The following is a 22,552-nucleotide window of genomic DNA, read 5'->3' on the forward strand; positions in this document are numbered from 1 at the left end:
ACGCCATGGACCCCGTCGCGGAAGACCACGTGGTGCTCGTGGATGAGGACCGCCTCGCCCAGGGACTGGCCCCGCGCGCCACGGTGCACACCGCGGACACCCCCCTGCACCTGGCCTTCTCCTGCTACCTCTTCCGTCCCAACGGCGACCTGCTGCTCACCCGCCGTGCGCTGGAGAAGCGCGCCTGGCCGGGGACCTGGACCAACTCCTTCTGCGGCCACCCCCGGCTGGAGGAGTCCTACGAGCAGACCATCGAGCGATACGCGGACCACGAGCTCGGGGTGCAGGTCCACCGGATCCAGGAGGTGCTCCCGGACTTCCGCTACCGGGCCGTGGACCCCTCCGGGATCGTGGAGCACGAGATCTGCCCCGTCTTCACCGCCGTCACCTCGCAGGACCTCGAGCCGAATCCGGCCGAGGTCATGGAGTACCGCTGGGTGCCGGTCGCCGAGGTCGAGTCCCTGCTCCAGGTGGCGTCGTGGACGGTGAGCCCGTGGATGCAGCTGCAGTGGCCGGGTGTGCTGGACCGGCTGCGGAACCCCGGCGGCCGGTCCGATCAAAGCGGCCGGTCCGATCAGACCGGCAGATCCGCGCAGACCGACAGCCCCGAGCGGTCCGGCTCGTCTGCTCGGACCGCTGAGATGGGGATGCCATGACCGAAACGGGTGACGTCGACGGCGCCCTGGACCGGATCCTGGCGGAGGGTGCCGCGCGGTCCACCGCCCTCGGGGCGGACCACCACGGCCTCTGGGCCGCGCTGGCCCGGGCCACCGGGGGCGGCAAGCGGTTCCGGCCGGGCCTGATGGTCTCCACCTATGGCGCCCTGGCCGCAGGAGCCGCGGGTGACGCCGCGGGGGCGGATCCCGTGACCAGCACGGCCGTGGCCCGGGTGGGGGCCGCCCTGGAGCTGCTCCACACGGCCTTCGTGGTCCATGACGACGTGATCGACGGGGACACGGTCCGCCGCGGCAGCCCCAATGTCTCCGGGACGTTCGCCGCCTCGGCGCGGCAGCGGGGAACGGAGCCGGCGGCCTCCCGGCATTACGGTGAAGCAGCCGGGATCCTGGCCGGGGACCTGGCACTGGTCTCGGCCCTCCGGACGGTCGCGGCCAGCGGGGTCCCCGCCCCGGTGGTCGCCGACCTCTTCGACCTCATCGAGGACACCGTCCACGCCACGGCGGCCGGAGAGCTGGCCGACGTGCGCCTCGGCCTGGACCGGACGTCCGCCCCCGGTGATGCAGGGGGTGCCGTGCAGGAGGCCGTCCGGGTGGCCGAGCTGAAGACCGCCGTCTACTCCTTCCAGCTCCCGCTGCAGGCCGGCGCCCTGCTGGCCGGGGCTCCCCGCCGGATCACGGAGGCGCTCGAGCCCATCGGTCGGAACCTGGGCATCGGCTTCCAGCTGCTGGATGACCTGCTCGGGGTGTTCGGGCTGCCCGCCCGCACCGGCAAGAGCGTGCTGACGGACCTGCGCGAGGGCAAGCACACCGCCCTGGTGGCCCATGCCCGGACCACCGCGGCCTGGCCCGCGCTGCGGCCCCTCGTGGGAGACCCGCACCTCACGGAGCACGACGCCGGCCGCGTCCGGGACCTGCTGGAGGGCTGCGGCGCGCGGTCCGCCACCGAGGAGCTCGCGCAGTCGCACCTGGACAAGGCGCTGGCCCTGGCCTCAGAGCAGCCCGTGCCGCCGGCCCTCGCCGGGGTGCTGACGGGCCTGGCGGAAGAGATCAGCCGCACCACGGAGACCTGCCTCGCCCCGAGCCGGCACCCGCCACATCAGGACCCGGCGCCGACGCCGGAGCCAGCGTCCGAACCAACGCCGCCGCGGCGGCTGCCCGCCGGGGCGGGGGTGGCCCGGTGAGCGTGCATCCGGCGGTCGGACGTTATGACCGGGTGGCCCAGTCCAGTGCCGCCCGGGTGATCCGCGGCTACTCCACGTCCTTCGGGTGGGCCACGAGGCTTCTGGCGGAGCCGGTGCGCACCGACGTGCGCAGCATCTACGCCCTGGTGCGGGTGGCGGACGAGATCGTGGACGATCCGGGGCCCGGGCTGAGCCCTGCCCTGCGGCGGGAACTGCTGGACGGGCTGGAGGCAGAGACGCTCCGGGCGCTGCAGACCGGCCGTAGCGCCAACCTGGTGGTCCACGCCTTCGCCGGCGTGGCACGCCAGCACGGGATCGGCCCCGACCTGATCGGCCCGTTCTTCGCGTCCATGCGGGCCGACCTGATGCTGAGCGACCACACCGGGGAGAGCCTGGAGGACTATGTGTACGGATCCGCCGAGGTGGTGGGACTGATGTGCCTGAAGGTCTTCACCGCGGGGGAGGCGGCCACCTACGAACGGCTGGCCCCGGCGGCCCGCCGGCTCGGTTCGGCCTTCCAGAAGGTGAACTTCCTGCGCGACCTCGCGGACGACCACGAGGTGTTGGGACGGCACTACTTCCCCGGCCTGGACCCCGCCCGCTTCACGGACACCCACCGGGACGAACTGCTGGACGGGATCGACGCGGACCTGGCCGTGGCCGCGGCGGCGATCCCGGAGATCCCCGCGAGCAGCCGCCGCGCCGTCCGGGCCGCCCACGGGCTCTTCGCCGCCCTGTCTCGACAGCTGCGGCAGACCCCCGCCGCCGAGATCCGCCGCACCCGCGTCAGGGTGCCGGACCGCCGCAAGGCCGTGATCCTGCTGAGCGCCCTGACCGCGGGCTCACGGGGCCCTGTGGGCTCCCGCGGGGGCAGCCGATGACGCGGAGGGTGGTGGTGATCGGCGGGGGGATCGCCGGACTGGCCACGGCCGCGCTGCTGGCACGGGACGGTCACTCCGTGGACCTGGTGGAGGCCCGGGGCTCCTTCGGCGGGCGGGCCGGCTCCTGGGAGCAGGACGGTTTCCGCTTCGACACCGGCCCGTCCTGGTACCTCATGCCGGACGTCTTCGAGCGGTTCTTCGGCCTGCTCGGCACCTCGGCGGCCGCCGAACTGGACCTGCGCCGGCTGGACCCGGCCTACCGCGTGTACTTCGAGCCGGCGCCAGAACCAGAACCAGAAGCAGAGCCCGACGCCGGCCCCTCCGGCTCCCCGGTCGCCGCGCCCCGGGCGCCCCGCACCGCGCCGGATCCGATCGACATCGTCGCCGACACCGCCACCAACGTGGAACGGTTCGAGGCGATCGAGCCCGGCGCCGGGCAGGCCCTGCGCCGCTACCTCGACTCCGCGCGGGACACCTACGCCGTGGCGGTCCGGCGGTTCCTCTACACCTCCTTCGACTCGGTGCGCCCCTTCCTGCACCGCGACGTCCTCCGCCGTGCGCACCGGCTGGTGCCGCTGCTGCTTCAACCGCTCGAGCGGTTCGTGGCCCGCCGCTTCGCTGATCCCCGGCTGCGCCAGATCCTGGGCTACCCGGCCGTGTTCCTGGGTTCCTCCCCGGACCGCGCCCCCTCCATGTACCACCTGATGAGTGCGCTGGACCTGACCGGCGGGGTGCTCTACCCCCAGGGCGGCTTCGCGCACCTGATGGACGTGCTGGTCCGGCTGGCCCGGGAGAACGGGGTGCGGCTGCACGCCCACACGGCTGCCACCGAGATCCTCACCGAGCCGCTCACCGAAACGATCAGCGAATCGGACCCCGCGCGCCCCGGCGGCCGGCGGGGGACCCGCGGGCTCCGCGCCCGGACCACCGGCGTCCGCGTCCGCGACCGCGCACCCGGGGGCGGGGCCGAGCGGGAGCTGCCGGCCGACGTCGTGATCTCCACCGCGGACCTGCACCACAGCGAGACCGCGCTGCTGCCACGCGAGCTGCAGACCTACCCCGAGGAGTGGTGGCAGAAGCGCACGAGCGGGCCCGGCGGGGTCCTGGTGATGCTCGGCGTCCGCGGCGCGCTGCCCGAGTTGGCGCACCACAGCCTGTTCTTCACGGATGACTGGCGCGCCAACTTCGCGGCGATCGCGGCGGGGACGGTCCCTGACCCGGCCTCGGTCTACGTGTGCAGGCCCTCGGCCACGGACGACTCGGTGGCCCCGGCCGGCCACGAGAACCTCTTCATCCTGGTGCCGATGCCCGCCGACCCGGCCCTGGGCCGCGGCGGGACGGACGGCGGCGGCGACCCGGCGATCGAGGCCATCGCCGAGGCGGCCATCGAGCAGGTGTCCCGGTGGGCGGGCATTGGGGACCTGGCCGAACGGATCGTGGTCCGCCGCACCGTGGGGCCCGCGGACTTCGCCGGGGACCTGAACACCTGGCGCGGGGGCATCCTCGGGCCGGCCCACACGCTGGCCCAGAGCGCGTTCTTCCGCGCCGGCAACGCCTCGAAGCGCGTGGCCGGGCTCCTCTACGCCGGCTCCGGCACCATCCCCGGCATCGGGCTGCCGATGTGCCTGATCAGCGCCGAGCTGGTGCTGCGGCGGCTGCGGGGTGAGCGCGCATGACGGCGGCACTGCCCTACCTCTACCTGCTCTGCCTGCTCGTGCCGACCGGCTGCATGGCGCTGCTGGACCGCCGCTTCCGCCTGGTGCTGTGGCGCCGCACGCCCCGGGATCCCGGTCGCCGGGTGCGGGCCGGTGCGGTGACGGTGGGCCTCGGGATCGCCTTCTTCCTCGCCTGGGACCTGGCGGCCATCGCCTCCGGGCACTACGCCGCGGGCCAGAGCGCCGGGATGACCGGGATCATGCTGGCCCCGGAGCTGCCGCTCGAGGAGATCGTGTTCATCACCTTCCTCTCCTACCTCACCCTCGTGCTGCGCGGGCTCGTGGTGCTGGCCCTGCACCGGGTACGGTCCGAGGAGCACGACGCCGGCCGGCCGGCACCGGGCGTCCGCGCCGGGGCGGGGGACGGGACATGAGTTACCTTGCGCTCGCCGGGTGCTTCCTGGCGATCCCGGTGGCCGTGGCCGCCTATGCCACCTGGCGCCGGCGCCTGGACGGGCGGTGGTGGGCCGCCACCGGCCTGACCATCGCCGGGCTGCTCGTGCTGACCGTGGTGTTCGACAACCTGATGATCGCCGCCGACCTGTTCCGGTATGACGAGGAGCTGCTCACCGGCTGGCGGGTCGGCCTGGCCCCGGTGGAGGACCTCATCTGGCCCGTGGCCGCCGGACTGCTGCTGCCCTCGGTGGCCGCGCTGCTGGAGCCCGGGCAGGCTGGGCAGGTCGGGCAGGCTGGGCAGGCCCGCCCGATGGACCGTGAGGAGAGCCCATGAGCACGACGACCCCGCACCGACCGGCCGTGTCCGAGGGGTTCCGCCAGCTGCTGGGCTCCTCGCGGCCGATCAGCTGGGTCAACACGGCGTACCCCTTCGCCGCCGCCTACCTCATGGCCGGGGGCGGGATCACGGCCGGGCTGGTCATCGGCACGCTGTTCTTCCTGTTCCCGTACAACCTGCTGATGTACGGGATCAACGACGTCTTCGACTACGAGTCGGACCTGCGCAACCCCCGCAAGGGCGGGGTGGAGGGGATCGTCCTGGGGCGGCGCTGGCACCGGCTGATCCTGGTCTCGGCCGTGGTGCTGGCCCTTCCGTTCGTGGTGGCGCTGCTGGCCGCCGGCACCGTGCTGTCCGGTGTGGTGCTCGCGGTGGTGCTGGCCGCCGTCGTGGGCTATTCGGCGCCGCGGGTCCGGCTCAAGGAGCGGCCGCTGCTGGACTCCATGACCTCCTCCACGCACTTCGTGGGCCCGGCCGTGTTCGGCCTCGCGCTGGCCGGGGCGGCTCCGTCCCTGCCCGTGGTGGCCTCGATGGTGGCGTTCTTCTTCTGGGGCATGGCCTCGCAGGCCTTCGGGGCCGTCCAGGACGTCACGGCGGACCGGGAGGCCGGCATCGGCTCGATCGCCACGGCGCTGGGCGCCCGCGGCGCCGTGCGGACGGCGATCGTGCTCTATGCGGCCGCCGGGCTGGTGATGCTGCTGACCGGCTGGCCGGGGGCGCTGGCCGGGCTGCTGGTGCTGCCGTACCTGGTCAGCATCTGGCCGTTCCGCGCCCTGCCGGATGCCCGGTGTGAGGAGGCGAACCGCGGGTGGCGGCGCTTCCTGTGGTTGAACCAGGTGACCGGGTTCCTGCTGACGCTGCTGCTGATCTGGATCGCCCTCCGTGGTTGAGGGCAGATGGCCCAAGACCGGGGCGAGCCGGGGCCGCGCGGGCACCGGCGGCACCGGTTCCGTGCGGAACGCCGCGGCCGCCGTGGGACGGGACGGATGGGCCCTGCTCCGGGTGGACGGGCCCGTCGCCGCGCGCCTCACCGCCGACGCCGCAGCGGTCGTCACGGTCCTCAGCCTCGTGGTGGGGCTGTGGCAGGACGGCGTGGCCGTGGCCCTCTTCGCCCTCGTCCTGCTTGGACAGACCGTGCTGCGACTGGCCCCGCTGCGGGCGCCGGTCCAGGCCGGCACCGCCGTCCTCCTGGTGGTGGCCGCCGGGGCGGCCCTGGTGGACGCCTACCAGCGGATCCCCTGGCTCGACCTCGTGATGCACCTGCTGGTCACGGGTCTGCTGGCCGCACTCGCGGTGGGCGCGGTGCTCCGGAGCGGTTGGCTGCGGGTCGAGGGGGCGCAGGCTGAGGGGCCGGAGGCCGCCCAGCGCCCCTCCGCCGTGGACCGGACCGTCGTCACCGTGCTGACTGCCGGCACGGGGGCCCTGCTGGCCGTGCTCTGGGAGATCGGCGAATGGTTCGGCCACACGGTCCTGGACCCGGCCATCCAGGTGGGGTATGAGGACACCGTGGGGGACCTGGCCGCCGGCGTGCTCGGCGCGGTGCTGGCCGGGCTGTTCCTGGACCGGCTGGTCACCGGCCGACGGGTCGCGGACAGGCCGTCCAGATGAGCCTGGGTCGACGCGTCAGCGTGGTGATCCCGGCGCGGGACGACGCCGAGCTTCTGGAGCTTTGCCTGCGGGCCCTCGCCCGGCAGACGGTGGCCCCGGCCGAGGTCATCGTGGTGGACAACGGCTCCACCGATTCGACGGCGGCCGTGGCCGCGGCGCACGGTGCCCGCGTGCTGACGGAGCCGACGGTGGGGATCTGGGCCGCGGCCGCCACCGGCTATGACGCTGCGCGTGCCCCGGTGATCGCGCGGCTCGATGCCGATTCGCTGCCCCGGCCTGAGTGGGTCGCGTCGATCGCTGCGGCCCTGGACCGTTCTCCGCACGCCGCCGCGGTGACCGGCTGGGGCGTCTTCGAGGACCTGCCGAGACTCCTGGGCGTGCCGACGGCCGCCATCTACCTGGGGGCCTACTACCTCCTCGGGTACGCCGCGGCGGCCCGGTGTCCGCTGTGGGGATCGAACATGGCCCTCCGCCGCGTGGTGTGGCACGAGGTCCGGGACCGGGTGCACCGCACCGAGCGGGAGGTGCATGACGACATGGACCTGGGCCTGGCCCTCGGCCCCCACCGCATCGTCGCCGCCGACCCTCGGCTCGTGGTGGGTGTCTCCGCCCGGTCCCTGCGTGGCACGGCCCAGATGGGCCGCCGCTTCCAGCGCGCCTTCCGCACCCTGTCCCTGAACTGGGCCTCGATGCCGCCGTGGCAGCGGTGGTCCCGGCGGTTCCGGAACCTGGGACGCCACCCGGCACCAAGGGGGCCTCACCATGGGGAGCTCTGACGGATCCGGGCGCACGCACTGGCTGCTGCCCATCAACCCCGCCGCCCATGGCGACCTGCCGGGCCGACGGACGCACCGCGGCGGTGCTAGACCGGACGCTCCCAAGGCTCGACGGGTCCGGGGACGACCTCGAACAGGGGGTGGACCTCCGGGGTGATGACGTCTGACAGGGTGGCCAGGCGTGAGGGGTCGCGGTGATGGAGCTTCGCCAGCAGGTGCTGCCGTTCGTAGTCGACCTGGCCGTCCGTCACCGGGATCAGGAGGCCCGGGGCGCCGGGGCGATCGATCCGGGTCCGGTCGAAGCGGTACCCTCGCTCGCTGGCCTCCTCGGCCAGCACCAGCAGGAAGGACCCGACGGCGGCTGCGGGGTCTGGGTGCGCGCGGAACCGGACCAGCTGGGGGTGGGCGCGGTAGCCCTTGGTGCGGCCGGCCAGCACGGCCTGGGCGAGCAGTGCCTCGCGCCAACCGCCGGTCAGGCCCTGCCGGTCGAGGTATCGGGGGTGCAGGCTCCACAGGCGCATGGACCCATCCTTCCGTATCCCGGGCGGGGCAAGGCACAGTGAGAGACAGAGGACAGGAGAACACCATGGACACCACACACCGAGCAGGACCTGAGGCAGCAGACCAGGGCCGGGGGGCCGCCGTCGGGCTGGGGGTGCCGCTGATGGTGCTGGTCAGCGGGATCGTGGCCACCGCAGGGGCGTTCCTCGGCAGCGGAGTGCTGGGAGGGACGCCGGTCTCCGAGGCCGCCGGCGGGTGGCTGAACGAGGACTCGACCCCGCTGGCCCCGGCCTCTGCCGCGTTCCGCATCTGGTCCGTGATCTATCTGGGACTGCTGGCGTACTCAGTGTGGCAGCTGCTGCCCGCCCAACGCCGGTCCGAGAGGCACCGGGCCCTGCGGCCGTGGGCGGTGGCATCGATGCTGCTCAATGCCGCGTGGATCTGGGTGGTCCAGCTCGGCTGGCTCGTCCTGAGCCTCGTGGTGATTGCGGTGCTGCTGGTCGTGCTGGGGTGGATCCTGAGGCTGCTGGTCCGCACCGGATCGAGGGGGTGGGCGGAGTCCCTCATCACGGACGGGACCTTTGGGCTGTACCTCGGCTGGGTCACCATCGCCACCGTGGCCAACGCCTCTGCTGTGTTGGGTGCGGCCGGGTTCGATGGGTTCGGGTTGCCGATCACTGTGGTGGCCTCCGTGGTGTTGGCCGTCGCGGCGCTGATCGGTGTGGCCACGGCGTGGCGCAGCGGCGGGCGGATCGCGCCCGCGCTGGCCCTGGCGTGGGGGCTGGCCTGGATCACCATGGGCCGTCTGGACGGTGGTCTGGAGTCCACGGGGACGGCGGTGGCCGCGGGGATCGCCGCGGCGGTGGTGCTGGTGGCGGCGGTGGTGTTCCGGCTACGGGCAGGACGGTATTAGGCAGAGGGGAGGTCAGGCCGGCGGCCGGAAGAAGCCCTGGGCTGGCCGTTGTCGCCTTCCTCCTGGGCCAGCAACTGGTCCGAGGCGGCGAAGGTGTGGTGCAGCACCAGGGGCGCCAGCTCGGGTTGGTGCCGTTCGACGACCTTGCGGACGGCGTTCTCCGCCGGAGGCCCCAGCCGGTCATAGAACAGTGCGGCGGCTGCTGCGGCCCGGCGCAGCGGGGGCTCCTCGGGCAACAGGGCGTTGGGAAGCTGGGGGTCCTGGTGGACCAGCGGCCGCCACTCGGAGAGCACCTCCGTGCGCAGGCGTAGGGCCTCCAGCCCGGTGGGCCAGTGGTCCCCGAGGTCCCGGGCCCTGCGCTCCCACCGTAGGGCGAAGGACAGGTACTCCTCGTCCAGGGCGTCCGCGTCGAAGGCCCGCCGCAGCTCCAGGGGGGAGACGAAGTCCGGCAGCCGGGCCCCCTCGAAGAAGGAGACCAGGGTCAGCACGGAATCATTGCCCGACTTCAGGTGCGTGAACGCCTCCTCGGCATGACTGCCCGGCTTGATCCACACCCCGTCATTGAGGTGCCCGAACCGCAACTGACGCAGGGTGTCCCGGAGGGCCCGGCGCAGGGGGGCCGCGGTCTCCGGAACCCGGTAGGTGATGATGGTCCAGGTCCCGTCCCAGGGGCGCTCGCGGTGTGCCTGGAAGATCCGCTCGATGCGCTGCGCCTGGTACTTCCGATTGCCCGCGTGGACGGAGTAAGAGGTGCGCCGCCCGTCCTTGTGGGCCACCAGGAACCCCCGCTGGGCCAGCCGTTGGATGGCGGCCCGGGCGCTGGAGGGGGTGATCTCGAGCGCTCCGAGCAGCTCCACCAGGGCGCTGGAGGGCAGGGGTTCTCCGCGGCTGAACCAGTAGTCGCCGAGCAGCACCGTGAGCATGCGCTGCGGCGCCACCCCGGACTGGTAGCGGGGGAGGTTCCCCCGGACCGGGTCCGGGGGGCTCACGGCATCCTGAGGGCAGGCCGCAGGGCCAGGGGAACCGAGCGGGGCCCGTACTCGAGCCAGTTCATCATCACGATCTCACCAGCCAGCGTGAAGGTCTCGGTCCTCGAGAGCAACTCCTCAAGCGCGATGAGCAACTCGAGTCGTCCCATCGTAGCGGCCGGGCACTTGTGCGAACCGCGCCCGAAGGACAGGTGTGAGTTCTGCTTGCGCCGCAGGACGAACGTGTCCGGGTCCTCGAAGCGGGTCTCGTCCCGGTTGGCGGAGGGGAAGATCAGGGCGATGGGCTCGTCCTGGGCCACGTGGCGCCCGTGGATCAGCGTGTCTCGCGTGGCGGTCCGCGCGAACACCCGGTAGGGCGCGTGCAGGCGGATCATCTCCTCGATCGCCGAGGGCAGGTCCTCGGGGTGGGCCCGCAGGTGCGCCTGCAGCTCGAGGTCCGTGGCCAGGTGGGCGATGCAGCTGCCCAGGACGGCCTGGGGCGCCCCCATCCCGGCGACGATCAGCTGCCGGATGGTGGCGACGGCGGTCGTCTCGGTGATCGCGGTGGCGGGGTCCAGAGCCGCGCGGTGCAGGCTGGCCACGAGGTCCCGGGACGGGTCGGGATCCTCCGCCAGCCGCCGGTCATAGATCTCGCGCGCGATCTCGTACAGCCGCTTGCTGCACTCCTCGATCACGGGGTTGTCCATGTCCTGGATGGCGAAGCCGTAGCGGACGCCGAGTTCCCGGATCTCCCGGGTCTGGTCCCGCGGCAGCCCGAGCAGGGAGGCGAAGCAGTCCATGGCGAACGGCGCGGACAGATGCCGGACGCCATCCGGCGAGGATTCCATCAGCATCCCGTCCACCAGGCGGCGGGCGCTGTCCCGGAAGTCTCCGGCGTGTTCGGTGACCACCGAGCGGCGGAACACCGGGTCGATCGCGGTGCGGTAGTCGGTGTGCTCCGGCGGGTCGAAGTGCAGCGGCGGCCGGCGGGAGGCCCGGGGCACGTGCGGCACCACGTTCTGCTTGGCCGTGCTGAACAGGTCGTCGTCCTGGGTGATGGCCAGGATGTCCTCGTAGGTGGTGGCCGCCCAGAAGCCGCCGTAGTCCTCGCTCCAGGGGAACGGGTTCTGCTCGCGTAGCGCCGCATAGTCGGCGTGGGCCGAGCCGAAGGTCTCGTCGCGGTCCGGGGACCACTCGGAGGTGCGGACAGCCCCGGTCGGCAGGGCCTCGGCCGCCCCGGCGTCGGCGCCGGATGTCCCGGTGCCGGACCGCCCGGTGAACGGGCAGCGTCCGGTGCCGGCCGTCGTCGTGCCCTGTGGGTGTGGGGTTGCCATCTCAGATGACCTTCCTGCGCGCCCAGCGCGCCATTTGCTCGACCGCGACCACCACGACGATGAGGCCGAGGAGGATGCCCGCGGTGGACTGATAGTCGATCGAGGTGACGGATTCGTGGAGCAGGAAACCGATGCCGCCGGCGCCGACGATCCCGAGGACCGCCGATTCGCGCAGCGCCAGGTCCGCGGTGAACAGGCTGTTGCCGATGAAGGAGGGGACGAACTGCGGCCAGGCCCCGGCCACGAAGGCCTGCAGCCGGCCGGCGCCCACGGCCTCGAGGGCACGGATCGGGGCCGGGTCGATGTTCTGCAGCGCATCCGTGAAGAACTTGGAGGCCAACGCCGTGCAGGAGATGGCCAGCGCCAGGAAACCGGCAAAGGGACCCAGCCCCAGCGCGGCCACGAACACGATCGCGTAGACGATGTCCGGCACGCCGCGAACCACCACGATCACGGCACGCAGTGCCCAGCCGAGCACCGGCACCCGTACGAGGTGCTCCGTGGAGAACACGGCGATGACCAGGCCGATCAGCACGCCGAAGGTGGTGGCCGTGAAGGCCATGACGAGGCTCTCGAAGAGGCCCAGGGCGATCTCCGCCGTGAACACCGGCGGCACGAACCCGGTGAGCATGGCCACCGCGTTGTCCCAACCCCGGGCCATCCGGTCCGGGGAGACGGCCAGCGCGGACAGGGACAGGATGAAGAGCACGACGCCGGCCAACAGCCCGGCGCTGCGGCCCGCCCTGGGTGCGTCCCAGCCCGGGGTGAAGGGCTGCTTGCCGGGCGGGAAGGCCATGGAGTGCTTCGTGTCCCCTGCGTGTTCGGAGACGGTGCGCTGCACCAGGTTCGAGATGAGCTCCAGAACGAGCAGCAGCACGATGATGACGCCGATGATCCCGGCGGCGCGTGGGTAGTCCAGGCTGCCGATGGAGCGCTGCAGGGCCACACCGATGCCGCCGGCGCCCACGAGGCCGAGGACGGAGGAGGCGCGGATGTTGATGTCCAGGCGGTAGAGGACGAACGAGGTCATCTGCGGCAGTGCCTGGGTGAAAGTGGTCGCGATGAAGACCTGGAGGCGGTTCGCCCCGGTGGCGTCGACGGACTCGCGGGGCGCGGCGGAGATCTCCTCGAAGACATCCGTCATCATCTTGCCGATCATCCCCACGGAGTGGAAGGCGATGGCCAGGGCCCCGGCCGCGGGGCCGAGCCCGAAGATGCGCACGAAGATGATGGCGAAGACCAGGGAGGGCACGGCGCGGCTGACCACGATCAGCGTGCGGCAGAGCCACTGGATCCAGCGCGGGCCGGTGAAGGTGTTGGCCGCGCCGGCCGCCAGGGGGATCGAGACCAGGGCCGCGATCCCGGTCCCGGCGACGGCGATCTGCAGGGTCTCGATCACGAGGGCGGCCAGCTCCGGCACGGGGCCCGTGGTGGCGGGGAACATCCGGCGAAGCAGGCGGGCGATGTCCTCGAAGCCGGCGGCGAGGGCCGCCGGGCGGACATCGATCCACCACAGCCCGAAGACGGTGACGGCCCCCAGGATCAGCGGGATCACCCAGGTGGCCGCGGAGACGCGGGGCGGCCGGACCGGCGCGGGTGCCGGCGTCCGGCCCCGGGTTCCCGGCGGGGTCAGGGTGGCGGGCATCTCAGGCACCCCGGTGGGCTTGATAGATGGATCGGATCTCCGGCTCGTCCGTGGTGTGCGTGGGCTTGTCCAGGATGAACTGCCCGTCACGCACGGCCACGATCCGATCCGAGACCTCCAGGGCGAGGTCCACCTGATGCAGCGAGCAGACCACGGTGAAGCCGTCCTCGGCGCTGAGCTTCTTCAGCGTCTCCAGCACGGAGATGCTGGCCGCCGGGTCCAGGGAGGCCACGGGTTCGTCCGCGAGCACCAGGCGGGCGTCCTGCATCAGCATGCGGGCGATGGCCACTCGCTGTTGCTGGCCGCCGGAGAGGGTGTCACAGCGCTGGAAGCGCTGGTCCACCAGGCCGACGCGCTCCAGGTTCTCCACGGCGCGTTCGCGCAGCCGCTTCGGGTAGCTCGTGATCCCGTAGCGGGGCATGGTCAGGGAGCCGAGGGCGCCCATCAACACGTTCTCCAACGCGGTGAGCCGGCCGACGAGCCCGAACTGCTGGAACACGAAGCCGATCTCGGTGCGCAGGAGCCGCAACTCGCGGCGGCTGCAGCGGGCGGGTTCCCGACCGAGGACCTGAACGCGGCCCTCGGTGGGGCTGTGGCTGCCGTTCAGCAGGCGCAGCAGGGTCGACTTGCCGGCGCCGGAGGGGCCCACGAGAGCGATGAACTCCCCGGGGTGGATCTGTAGGTCCACCCCGTGCAGCACGGTGTTGTCCCCGAACCGCTTGACGACCCCGTCCAGGGTGATGCTGGGGGAATGCTGCGCGGTCTCGGCCGCGGGCTTCTCAAGCGTCATCACGGCAGACCTCCGCCTGGGTGGTCTCGCAGATCTTGCGGATCGGATCGTAGTCGGCGTCCGTGGCCGGCTCGAAGGCGAAGGCGCCCGTGCCGCCCCACTCGCAGGCAGGGCCGCCTGCCACGTCCTCGCCCCAGGGAGCGGGGGCCTCGCGCTGGGCGTCCGCCTCGCAGAAACCGGCCTCCACGGCGGAGACGGCATCGTACTTCTCCATCGCACGGACCACGCCGTCCCTGATGTCATCGGACAGCCAGGAGCCCACCACCATGGGGGTGCCGGGGATCGGATCGGAGGTGAAGAACGTCTCCGTGTCCCCATCCTCGATGATGCCGCGAGCCGGCAGGATGTCCGTCACGAAGGTCTCGGCCACGAACGCGGCGTCGCAGTCGCCGGCGATCATCTGCGTGACCGCCACGTCATGGGAGCCGGCGAACACCGGGTTCAGATCCTCCTGTGGGTCGATGTCCGCCTCCATCAGGGCTGCGGCCGCGGCCAGGTACCCCGTGGTGGAGGCCGGGTCCGTGAAGCAGACGTCCTTGCCCTTGAGGTCCTCCAAAGAGCTGATGCCGCTGCCGGGCGCGGTGACACCGAGGGAACTGACGGAGCCGGAGCCGGGCTCGGGGGAGAGCTGGTCCTTGGCGACCGGCTCGACGTCCGCCACATCCGAGGCGAGGTAATAGGAGAAGGCGCCGTAGACCGCGATGTCCACGCGCTCGGAGACCTGTGCCTCGATCACGCCCGCGTTGTTGCTGACGGCCTGGATCTCCACGGGCAGGCCGGTCTCCTCCTCGATGGCCGCGACCACGGGTTCGAAGGAAGCCAACAATTCCTCGCTGTTGTCGGTGGGGACCACGGCGAAGACGAGTTCAGTGGGGGCATCACTGGCGCTGTCCGCCGGGCGGGCGTTGGGACTCTCGCCGCAGGCTGTCAGGGCGATCGCGGCAGCGGCCAGGAGGCCGAGGGTCTTGAGATGGGTGCGCATGGTCTCTCCTCGGGAAAGTCCGGTGGGGGTCAGATGGAGGTCCGTAGGGGTCAAAATGTGTGGCCTATTGATCCCTGTGAGGAGGAGCGTCCAGGCCGGTGTGGTTCATATCACAGCAGGATGTTCAGTGGATGTCAAACGACTTGATATCACCCCGGACTGTCTGCCGGGTGAGAGGCTGTCACCATGAGCACTGCGTCCTCTCCGTTCGTCCCTCCCATCCGTGGGACGTTCTACCGAGCCGTCGACCCGCAGTTCCGTGAGTATGCGACGTCCGGATCTCGATCTGCGGGTCGATACTCCAGGGCGAGCGAGCCCACGCTGTACCTCAGTTCATCGGTCGAGGGCGTGGGGGCCGCCATGATCGCCCACGGTGGTGCGGGGTCCCTGGCACGAGAGATCCTTGAGATCGAGGTCGATGCCAGCGGGATCTTCGATCTGCGCGACGCGGCTGCCGTGAGCGCGCTCGGTCTCGATCTGGCGGGTGCCGCCGCCCCCTGGCAGGACGTCGCCGCGTCCGGCGGCACCCCGCCCTCGTGGACGGTGCGAGATCGCCTCATCGCAGCCGGCGCTCAGGGGCTGATCGATCCCTCACGCCAGCGTCCGGGACTCTGGCACCTGGTCCTCTTCCGTTGGAACGAGCCGGGGGCTCCGGTGGTTCGCGTGCGGGTGACGTGAGGGGTCAGGGTGCTTCCGGAACCCAGCCCGGCCGCAGAACAAGGGACTCGCGAAGCTGGGCACGATGCTGGATGTGCGTGGGAGAGAAGCGTCAGGATCTGGAGCCGGGAGCCGTCCCGCAGTCCAGTTCATCGAGGTCGTCCGGCACGAGGAACTCCCCGGAGAAATGTGCACCGGCGCGAAGCCACACGTCACGTTCCACGGTCCCTGGGACCAGGTGGTGCACGGCCAGCCGCGGCACGCCGGCGGCCTCGGCCACCCGGATCGCGTCCGCCACGGAGCTGTGGGACTTGTAGTGGTGCTCCAGCGAGGCAGCCGCCGTGGGGCTGGGGAGCCCCTGGTACTGCCGTTCCATGAACCCGAAGTCCAGGGCCTCGTGGAGCAGTAGCCCGGCGCCCCTGGACAGCCGGACGAGGTTGTCCGTATAGGCGGTGTCCCCGGAGACCACCACGGACCCGTCCGCCGTGTCGAAGCGGAAGGCGAACGCCGGGGCGATGGGCGGATGGCGCACCAGGGTGGCGCTGACGGTGACGTCTCCGTCGCGGTGGATCACCCAGGGGTCCATCTCCGGTGTCGGGTTCCCATTCGGGTGGTAGCCCGAGTCCGCCGGGACCTCGATGTCCTGGGCCCGGAAGAGTTCCATGGGGCTGGGCCGCAGCGAGTCGAGTACTCGGTCGTTGATGTCCGTGGCGTGGGCTTCCATTAGCTTCTGGAACATGGTCCGGGTGCCCGGCGTCGGCTGCTCCGGGTGGAACGGCTCGGGAGGTGTCTCGGCGCGGGGCGAGGTCGGCGGCAGCACACCGCGGTCCCCGGGCCCGAGGATCGGCACCGGCCGTCCTAACCGGTGCTGCAGGGCCGGGAGGGAGAACAGCACCACACCGTTCAGGTCGATGGCGTGGTCGGAGTGTAGGTGGGTGAGGAGGATCCCCTTCAGCCGGCCCAGGTCCAATCCGGCGCGCACGGCCTGGCGACCCACGCCCTGCCCACAGTCCACCAGGTAGAAGCCGTCTCCAACCACGACAGCCGTGGCGATTCCCGAGCGTTCCGTGTCGCGCCAGAAACGGGGTCCTCCGGCGGTGCCGAGGGTGATGACCCGGGTGCCGGCCGTCGCGGCGGGGGCGGTCATTCAGGCATCCACCTCCGTCTTGGCCAGCGTGGAGGCGTCCTCCGGGAGCACGGGCACCCGACGGCGGCGCACCAGGCGGATCACCTGCGGGATGGCGATCAGGGTCACAGCCAGGGCGAGGATCACCAGGGCGATCGGGCGCTCCAGGAAGATCCCCATCGTCCCGTCCCCGATGGCCAGGGAGCGGCGCAGCTCGGCCTCCACCATGCCGCCGAGGACGAGCCCGAGCACCAGGGGTGCCACGGGGTAGCCGTGCTGCTTCATGAAGACACCGAACACGGCCAGCCCGGCTGCGAGGAAGGCGTCGAACAGGCGGGAGGACACGGCGTAGGCGGCCACGATCGCCACCACCAGCACCACCGGGTACAGGTAGGTGTACTTGATGCGGAGCAGGGAGGCGAAGACCGGGGCCAGAGGCAGGTTGAGGGCCAACAGGATGACGTTGCCGATGTAGAAGGACGCGATCAGGCCCCAGACGAGGTCCCCCTGCTGCTCGAAGAGCTGCGGTCCCGGCTGGATGTCGAACAGGATGAAGGCACCGAGCAGGATGGCGGTGGTCGCCGAGCCTGGGATGCCCATGGTCAAGGTCGGGATGAAGGCGCCGTTGACGGCCGCGTTGTTGGACGCCTCCGGGGCGGCCACGCCGCGGATGTCGCCGTGGCCGAACTGGGACTTGTCCTTGGCGATGCGCTGCTCCGCCCCGTAGGTGAAGAACGTGGCGAGGGTGGGCCCGGCGCCGGGCAGCACGCCGATGATGAAGCCGAGCAGGCCGCCGCGGCCGATGGCGCCGCTGGCCTTGCGGAGGTCCTTCCGGGAAAGGACCATGTCCCGGAACCGGGTGCGGATCGGCTTCACCTGACCGGAGGCGCCCTGGGTGGCGAGCTCGGCCAGGGCCACGATGCCCACCACCACGGCGACGAGGCTGACGCCCGAGTACAACTCCGAGCGGTCGAAGGCGAAACGCAGCGTCGACGTCTGGGAGTCGATGCCCACCATGGCGATCATCGCACCGACCACCGCCATCAGGATCCCCTTGAGCGGGCTCTTGCCGATGATGCCGCCCACGGTCAGCAGGCCGAGCAGCATCAGGGCGAACATCTCCGGTGGCCCGAAGTTCAACGAGATGGCCGCGAAGAACGGGGCCAGCACGCTGAGGAACACCACGGAGATGGTGCCCGCGATGAACGAGGAGATCGCCGCAATGGCCAACGCCTGGCCGGCCCGCCCCTTCAGGGCCATCTGGTGGCCGTCGATCACCGTCACCAGGGCCGCACCGTCACCCGGCGTGCTGATGAGGACGGCGCTGATGGTGGAGCCGTACTCGGTCCCGTAGTACAGGCCCGCCAGCATGATCAGTGCGGTCACGGGGTCCAGGGTGAGGGTCAGGGGCAGCAGGACGGCCACACCCGAGGCCGACCCCATGCCGGGCAGCATGCCGATCACGGTGCCTAGCAAGACGCCGAGCAGGCAGAACAGGAGGTTCTGCGGTTCGAAGGCGACGCTGAAACCGTTGAGCATGTCCTGCATCAGGTTCATCTCAGAGTCCAATCAGGCTGGTGGGGAAGCGGACGGAGAGGAGCAGGTCGAAGACCAGCCACAGCATGAGTGCTGTGACGGCGCCCATGATCAGGATGTAGACGGGCTTCAGCTTCTCGACGAAGAAGGCGATCGCCATCACCACGAGGGGCATGGCGATCATCATCCCCGTGATGGGGGTCAGCATGAGACCGGCGATGAGGATGAGCAGGATCAGGATCGGCTTGACGAGGTCCCGGGCTCCCGGCTGCGCCTCGTGCCCGTGCTCCTCCCCGCGGTCCGACGCCGCCTTGGCGCGGCGGTAGGACCGGATCTCCTGCCCCAGTAGGAGCAGACAGCCCAGCATCAGCAGGGCTCCCATCGCCGCCGGGGCGGCCCCTGGGCCGAGGGGGTTGGTCTCGGCGGTCATCCCGTAGCCCACGGCCACCACGGTGTAGGCGGCGCCGACCACGAGGAGGAAGCCCAGGAAGCCTAGGCCCACGTAGTTCGGTCTGGGCGCCGCCGGGGCGGGTGCCCCTGCATCCGTCATCATGATGGTCACTCCATGTTCTCGAGCAGGTTCTGCTCGCTGTCCTCGATGAACGCGGTCAGCTCATCGCCGGTGATGAAGGCCGGGGACAGGGCGTTGTCCTCGATGTACTCGTCGTAGGCCGGGCTCTCGGTCCAGGCCGTGAGGGCGTCCATCCAGTAGTCGTGCTGCGCCGGCTCCAGGTCCGGGGCACCGAAGACGATCCGCCACTGCGTGGAGAACCTCTGGTCGGTGCCGAGATCGCTGGCAAGCGGGACGTCGGCGAGCTCCGGATGGTCGGCGGCCTCGGTCCCGGTGCTCAGCACCACCTCCAGCTCACCGGCCTCCAGCTGGGGGAGGAACTCGGCGGCCTCGAGGACGGCGAGGTCCACGTCCCCGGAGAGCACGCCGCGGATCGAATCACCGCCGCCCTCGTAGACCACGGGCTTGAGCGTGATGTCGAAGGCGTCCTCCAGCTGGCGCGTGAGCAGGGAGTCGGCGGCACCCGAGCCCACCTGGGCCACGGTGAGTTCGTCGCCTCCCTGCTCGATCATCGTCTCGGCGGAGTCGAAGGCCCCGGTCTTGGCCACCACGTAGGAGACGTCCTCGGCCACGAGCGCCAGTTGGGTGTAGTCCTTCCAGGTGTAGCCGACGTCCTGCTCATTGGGGCGGACGACCATGTTGGAGTAGTTGCCCACGCCCACGAGGTCCCCTCGGCCGGGCTCGTTCTTGACGATCAGGACGCCTTCGACGGTGTCGTAGTTCTCGACCACGGTCGAGTCACCAGTGGACTCCTCGATGGAGGCTGCGAAGGCGCGGCCCATGATGTCGCTGCCGCCACCCGGCTGGGCGCCGACGGCGACCTCGACGGTGCCGGAGGGACTCCAGGTGCCGTCTTCGTCGGTCTCGCCGCTGGAGCCCTGGCCGCAGCCGGCCAGGAGGACGAGGGAGAGTGCGGAGGCCGTTGCAAGGATTTTCCGGTTCATGGGGGTGCCTTTCAGACGATGCTGCCGTGGTGGGAGGGTGGTCGGCACCCGGAAGTGACCGACCGTTGGAGATGACGAAGGGGCGGTCGAGGGGTCAGGTCAGGGAGAGGGAGGTCTGTCGGATGGTCTCGCCGGCTGCCTGGAGCGCAGAGAGCTCCTGGCGGGACAGGTCGGGCAGGGCGGTTCGCGGCCGGCCATCCGACAGCCGGGTGGGAAGGGCCATGAAGGTCTCGGGCAGGTCCTCGATCCCCGCGGTGCTGGCCGTGGTGATGACCTCGTCACCGGCGGCCAGGGTGCGGACCAGGTGCATGACGCCGGAACCGCTGGCCCACCCGGAGCTGCGCCCCGGTTTGAGCCGTGACCAGCGGTCGAACCAGCCGTCGACGTCGGCGCGGACCCGGTCGATCGCCCCGTCCGGCCACGCGACGGGCTTGCCGTCCACGCGCACCGAGGAGAAGATCGGGACCTGGCCCTTGCCGTGTTCGCCCAGGACGCCCGCCGTCACGGAGCTGACCTCGGCGCTGAGCTCCCGGGCGATCGCCAGGCGGAACCGGGCGGAGTCGTTCAGGGCGTAGCCGATCAGCCGGTCCGCGGGAAAGCTGTGGTGGCGGTGCAGCCAGTCGGCGAGGATGTCCACGGGGTTGGTGAGGAGCAGGACGAGTCCCTCCTCGCCGGCCTCCCGGCGGATCTGCCCCGCCAGTGAGGCGAGCAGCTGGGCGTTGGCGGCCAGGAACTCGCGCCGGTCGCCGTCCGGGGTCTCCGGCAGGGAGGCGGCGACCACCACGAGGTCCACGGGTCCGTCCGGGGATCCGGCGTGGATCCGGGGACGATCGACGCCCAGCACGGCCTGTGCGTCGGACAGGTCGATCCGGTGCGCCTCCACGAGGTGGTCCCGGCGGTCCTGGAGGTACAGGTCCTCTCCGATCGCCAGGGTGGCCATCGAGGCGGCGGCGGAGGATCCCACCAGGCCGGCGGCGCCGATGATGGAGATGCTTTGAGGCCAGGCGGCTGTGCGGGTGCTCATGCGATCTGGTACTTCTCGAAGGTCTCGTCGGTGAACACGATCCCGTGGCCGGGTGCCGTCGGGACTGCGGCGCGGCCGTCGGTGATCTCCAGCCGGTTACTGGTGTACGGCTCGAGGAAGGGGAAGTACTCCACGTAGACGGTGCTGGTGGTGGCGGCCGCCAGATGGATGTTGAGGTCGGTCATCAGGTGGGGGGCGAAGCCCACGCCGTGCGATTCGGCCAGGCGCATGATGCGCACCATCTCGGTGACGCCCCCGACCATGCAGACATTGGGCTGGACCATGGTGAAGGCCCGCTCGGTGACGTAGTCGAGGAACTCGGCGGAGCTGCAGTGGTGCTCCCCACCGACGATGGGCATGGGCAGGTGTCGGGCCAGTTCCAGGTGGGAGCGCCGGTCGGTGTACAGCACGGGCTCCTCGAACCAGAAGATGTCGTGCTCGGCCAGCTGCCGACCCAGGGAGAGCGCCTCGGTGTAGCTGAGGCGCTCGTTGGCGTCGATCATGATCTTCACGTGCTCGCCCAGGGCCGCGCGGACGGCGGCGATGCGGGCCGGGTCCTCGCCAGGCTCCCGGCCCACCCTGATCTTGACGGCGTCGAAGCCGGCCTCCACATACTCCTCGGAGAGCCGGACCAGCTCGTCCACGGAGAGGCGGCCGCCGGCTTTGCCGGAGCCGTACACGGGGACGTCGTCGGTGAGCTGGCCGAGCTCAGCGGCCAGCGAGTGGCCGTTGGACTTCGCTTTGAGGTCCCACAAGGCGATGTCGATGCTGGCCATCGCGAAGCGATTGATGCCGGTGCCCATCCGGTGGGTCAGGTCCTCCATCGCGTTCCAGATCCGCTCCGGCTGGGAGGCGTCCTGGCCCAGGACGCTGGGGACGAGCAGGTCATCGAGCAGGGCCTTGACCGAGGTGCCGCCGGCATGGTCGGTGATGAAGCTGTAGCCCATCCCGGTGAGTCCCCCGGAGTGGACGGTCACGCCGATCAGCTCATGGTGGGCGTCGTCGAAGTCGGCCGTCTCCCGCAGGAAGGGCACCCGGAGGACCCAGGTGTCGATGTTCTCAATCTTCATGCCGCTCGTTTCATCAAAGTGCTGGTCAATTGTTCCGTGAGATGGAACACTGGTGTTTCAGGTGGCACAAATGATGGTGTCTCACGTCACACCGTCTGTCAACAGGTGCGGCAGGATGTGGATAGGCACGGGCCTCCGGCTGGTGCTCTCATGAACAGGAGGGATGCCCATGCAGGTCGTCACCAACGCCCTTCGCGTAGTCGAGTGCGTCATCACCCATCAGCCCGTGGGGGTCTCGGAGATCGCCCGCCAGCTGGATCTGCCGAAGTCCTCGGTGCAGCGGTCCCTCGAGGTCCTCCAGCGAAACGGGTGGCTCAAGCGGGACCGCACCAACCCGAGGCAATGGATCCAGACGCCGCGCATCTGGACGTTGGCCCACGCCGGCCCTGGCTTGGAGATCCGCGAACTGACGTGGGAGGTTCAGGACTGGCTGAACGAGATGACCGACGAGAGCATCCACGTGACGCATCAGGAGGGGGACAACATCGTGGTCGTCGACCGGGTGGAGTCGACGAAGTCGATCCGGGTCTTCGATCCCATCGGCACCACCGTGCCGATGCACCTCTCCGGCTCGGGGCGCGCGCTGCTGGCGAGCTGGGAGCCGGCCGCCCTCCAGGCCTACATCGAGCGCCAGCTGTCCAGCCTGCCGGCTGAACAGCGTCCGGAGCCGGAGCAACTCCTTGCCGAGGTGGAGGAGATCCGGGCCCGCGGCTTCTCGGTCAACCGCGGTAGCTGGCGCTCGGAGATCTCAGGGGTGGGCATCGCCCTACCGCTGGCCGGGCCGGGGAATCCGGCTGAGTACGGACTGGCCATCGCCATCCCCAGCCACCGGTTCGAAGAGGACAAGGTGGACCACTATGGCGAGCTGGTGGAGGAGGGGCGGAAGCGTATCCTGGCGGCGGCCGGTCTGCAGGTCTGAG

At 71.0% G+C, this 22,552-nt stretch carries 23 protein-coding genes and 1 pseudogene; 12 read left to right on the forward strand and 12 right to left on the reverse strand.

The window, feature by feature from the left end; genetic code table 11:
- The first annotated feature begins 5 nt into the window (after nt 1–5).
- The 9 genes and pseudogenes from idi (at nt 6) to AB0K08_RS01700 (ending at nt 7,571) form a co-directional block, all read left to right on the forward strand.
- Nucleotides 6–656, forward strand: a complete 651-nt coding sequence (gene idi, locus AB0K08_RS01660) for an isopentenyl-diphosphate Delta-isomerase (RefSeq protein WP_363350999.1) — start codon at nt 6–8, stop codon at nt 654–656.
- Nucleotides 653–1,858 carry a polyprenyl synthetase family protein gene (locus tag AB0K08_RS01665; RefSeq protein WP_363351001.1) on the forward strand — a complete coding sequence of 402 codons (1,206 nt, stop codon included), beginning with the start codon at nt 653–655 and terminating at the stop codon, nt 1,856–1,858. The genes idi and AB0K08_RS01665 overlap by 4 nt, the downstream gene beginning before the upstream one ends.
- The gene (locus AB0K08_RS01670; RefSeq protein WP_363351003.1) at nt 1,855–2,739 is read left to right on the forward strand and encodes a phytoene/squalene synthase family protein; all 885 of its coding nucleotides are present in this window, start codon (nt 1,855–1,857) and stop codon (nt 2,737–2,739) included. Before AB0K08_RS01665 ends, AB0K08_RS01670 begins: the two co-directional genes overlap by 4 nt.
- Nucleotides 2,736–4,412, forward strand: a pseudogene (crtI, locus tag AB0K08_RS01675) (phytoene desaturase family protein); the annotation flags it as partial. The gene AB0K08_RS01670 and the pseudogene crtI, both read left to right, overlap by 4 nt.
- The gene (locus tag AB0K08_RS01680; RefSeq protein WP_363351005.1) at nt 4,412–4,828 is read left to right on the forward strand and encodes a lycopene cyclase domain-containing protein; all 417 of its coding nucleotides are present in this window, start codon (nt 4,412–4,414) and stop codon (nt 4,826–4,828) included. The pseudogene crtI and the gene AB0K08_RS01680, both read left to right, overlap by 1 nt.
- The gene (locus AB0K08_RS01685; protein ID WP_363351007.1) at nt 4,825–5,184 is read left to right on the forward strand and encodes a lycopene cyclase domain-containing protein; all 360 of its coding nucleotides are present in this window, start codon (nt 4,825–4,827) and stop codon (nt 5,182–5,184) included. The genes AB0K08_RS01680 and AB0K08_RS01685 overlap by 4 nt, the downstream gene beginning before the upstream one ends.
- Entirely contained in the window at nt 5,181–6,077 is an 897-nt protein-coding gene (locus tag AB0K08_RS01690) for a prenyltransferase (protein ID WP_363351009.1), read from the forward strand. The genes AB0K08_RS01685 and AB0K08_RS01690 overlap by 4 nt, the downstream gene beginning before the upstream one ends.
- The gene (locus tag AB0K08_RS01695) at nt 6,070–6,795 is read left to right on the forward strand and encodes a hypothetical protein (protein WP_363351011.1); all 726 of its coding nucleotides are present in this window, start codon (nt 6,070–6,072) and stop codon (nt 6,793–6,795) included. Before AB0K08_RS01690 ends, AB0K08_RS01695 begins: the two co-directional genes overlap by 8 nt.
- Nucleotides 6,792–7,571, forward strand: a complete 780-nt coding sequence (locus AB0K08_RS01700; protein WP_363351013.1) for a glycosyltransferase family 2 protein — start codon at nt 6,792–6,794, stop codon at nt 7,569–7,571. The genes AB0K08_RS01695 and AB0K08_RS01700 overlap by 4 nt, the downstream gene beginning before the upstream one ends.
- Before the next feature lie 86 nt (nt 7,572–7,657).
- On the opposite strand, the gene AB0K08_RS01705 is transcribed toward AB0K08_RS01700, so the two are convergent.
- A complete protein-coding gene (locus AB0K08_RS01705; RefSeq protein ID WP_363351015.1) occupies nt 7,658–8,092 on the reverse strand; it encodes a pyrimidine dimer DNA glycosylase/endonuclease V in 435 nt (144 codons plus the stop codon).
- A gap of 65 nt (nt 8,093–8,157) precedes the next feature.
- Between AB0K08_RS01705 and AB0K08_RS01710 the strand changes: the two genes are divergently transcribed.
- Nucleotides 8,158–8,985 (forward strand): tryptophan-rich sensory protein, encoded by an 828-nt coding sequence (locus AB0K08_RS01710; RefSeq protein ID WP_363351017.1) that lies wholly within the window; start codon nt 8,158–8,160, stop codon nt 8,983–8,985.
- Here the strand turns inward: AB0K08_RS01710 and AB0K08_RS01715 are convergent.
- From AB0K08_RS01715 to AB0K08_RS01735, 5 genes are read right to left on the reverse strand one after another with little or no spacing between them, the layout of a single operon-like run.
- Nucleotides 8,982–9,974, reverse strand: coding sequence for a PaaX family transcriptional regulator C-terminal domain-containing protein (locus AB0K08_RS01715; protein ID WP_363351019.1), 993 nt, complete (start codon nt 9,972–9,974; stop codon nt 8,982–8,984). The genes AB0K08_RS01710 and AB0K08_RS01715 overlap by 4 nt on opposite strands.
- On the reverse strand, nt 9,971–11,287 hold the full coding sequence (locus AB0K08_RS01720; RefSeq protein ID WP_363351021.1) for a cytochrome P450: 1,317 nt from the start codon (nt 11,285–11,287) through the stop codon (nt 9,971–9,973). The genes AB0K08_RS01715 and AB0K08_RS01720 overlap by 4 nt, the downstream gene beginning before the upstream one ends.
- Nucleotide 11,288: 1 nt before the next feature.
- Nucleotides 11,289–12,932, reverse strand: coding sequence for a phosphonate ABC transporter, permease protein PhnE (phnE, locus tag AB0K08_RS01725; protein WP_363351023.1), 1,644 nt, complete (start codon nt 12,930–12,932; stop codon nt 11,289–11,291).
- Nucleotide 12,933: 1 nt separating this feature from the next.
- A complete protein-coding gene (gene phnC, locus AB0K08_RS01730; protein ID WP_363351025.1) occupies nt 12,934–13,722 on the reverse strand; it encodes a phosphonate ABC transporter ATP-binding protein in 789 nt (262 codons plus the stop codon).
- Nucleotides 13,712–14,704 carry a phosphate/phosphite/phosphonate ABC transporter substrate-binding protein gene (locus AB0K08_RS01735; protein ID WP_363351027.1) on the reverse strand — a complete coding sequence of 331 codons (993 nt, stop codon included), beginning with the start codon at nt 14,702–14,704 and terminating at the stop codon, nt 13,712–13,714. The genes phnC and AB0K08_RS01735 overlap by 11 nt, the downstream gene beginning before the upstream one ends.
- Before the next feature lie 186 nt (nt 14,705–14,890).
- On the opposite strand from AB0K08_RS01735, the gene AB0K08_RS01740 reads away from it, so the two are divergent.
- Nucleotides 14,891–15,382, forward strand: coding sequence for an RES family NAD+ phosphorylase (locus tag AB0K08_RS01740; protein ID WP_363351029.1), 492 nt, complete (start codon nt 14,891–14,893; stop codon nt 15,380–15,382).
- A 91-nt stretch (nt 15,383–15,473) separates the two neighbouring features.
- Here the strand turns inward: AB0K08_RS01740 and AB0K08_RS01745 are convergent, their stop codons facing one another.
- From AB0K08_RS01745 to AB0K08_RS01770, 6 genes are all read right to left on the reverse strand, one after another.
- Entirely contained in the window at nt 15,474–16,508 is a 1,035-nt protein-coding gene (locus AB0K08_RS01745; RefSeq protein ID WP_363351031.1) for an MBL fold metallo-hydrolase, read from the reverse strand.
- A complete protein-coding gene (locus AB0K08_RS01750; RefSeq protein ID WP_363351033.1) occupies nt 16,509–18,044 on the reverse strand; it encodes a tripartite tricarboxylate transporter permease in 1,536 nt (511 codons plus the stop codon). It abuts the gene before it with no gap.
- Between the two features lies 1 nt (nt 18,045).
- On the reverse strand, nt 18,046–18,576 hold the full coding sequence (locus AB0K08_RS01755; RefSeq protein ID WP_363351035.1) for a tripartite tricarboxylate transporter TctB family protein: 531 nt from the start codon (nt 18,574–18,576) through the stop codon (nt 18,046–18,048).
- A 5-nt stretch (nt 18,577–18,581) separates the two neighbouring features.
- Nucleotides 18,582–19,538, reverse strand: a complete 957-nt coding sequence (locus AB0K08_RS01760; protein ID WP_363351037.1) for a tripartite tricarboxylate transporter substrate-binding protein — start codon at nt 19,536–19,538, stop codon at nt 18,582–18,584.
- Between the two features lie 94 nt (nt 19,539–19,632).
- The gene (locus AB0K08_RS01765) at nt 19,633–20,562 is read right to left on the reverse strand and encodes a hypothetical protein (RefSeq protein WP_363351039.1); all 930 of its coding nucleotides are present in this window, start codon (nt 20,560–20,562) and stop codon (nt 19,633–19,635) included.
- The gene (locus AB0K08_RS01770) at nt 20,559–21,632 is read right to left on the reverse strand and encodes a mandelate racemase/muconate lactonizing enzyme family protein (protein ID WP_363351041.1); all 1,074 of its coding nucleotides are present in this window, start codon (nt 21,630–21,632) and stop codon (nt 20,559–20,561) included. The genes AB0K08_RS01765 and AB0K08_RS01770 overlap by 4 nt, the downstream gene beginning before the upstream one ends.
- A gap of 169 nt (nt 21,633–21,801) precedes the next feature.
- Here AB0K08_RS01770 and AB0K08_RS01775 point away from each other — a divergent pair, with 169 nt between their 5' ends.
- Nucleotides 21,802–22,551 carry an IclR family transcriptional regulator gene (locus AB0K08_RS01775; protein ID WP_363351043.1) on the forward strand — a complete coding sequence of 250 codons (750 nt, stop codon included), beginning with the start codon at nt 21,802–21,804 and terminating at the stop codon, nt 22,549–22,551.
- Nucleotide 22,552 lies beyond the last annotated feature (1 nt).

Origin of the sequence: Citricoccus sp. NPDC055426 (assembly GCF_040677445.1) — a bacterium.
Classification (GTDB): Bacteria; Actinomycetota; Actinomycetes; order Actinomycetales; family Micrococcaceae; genus Citricoccus.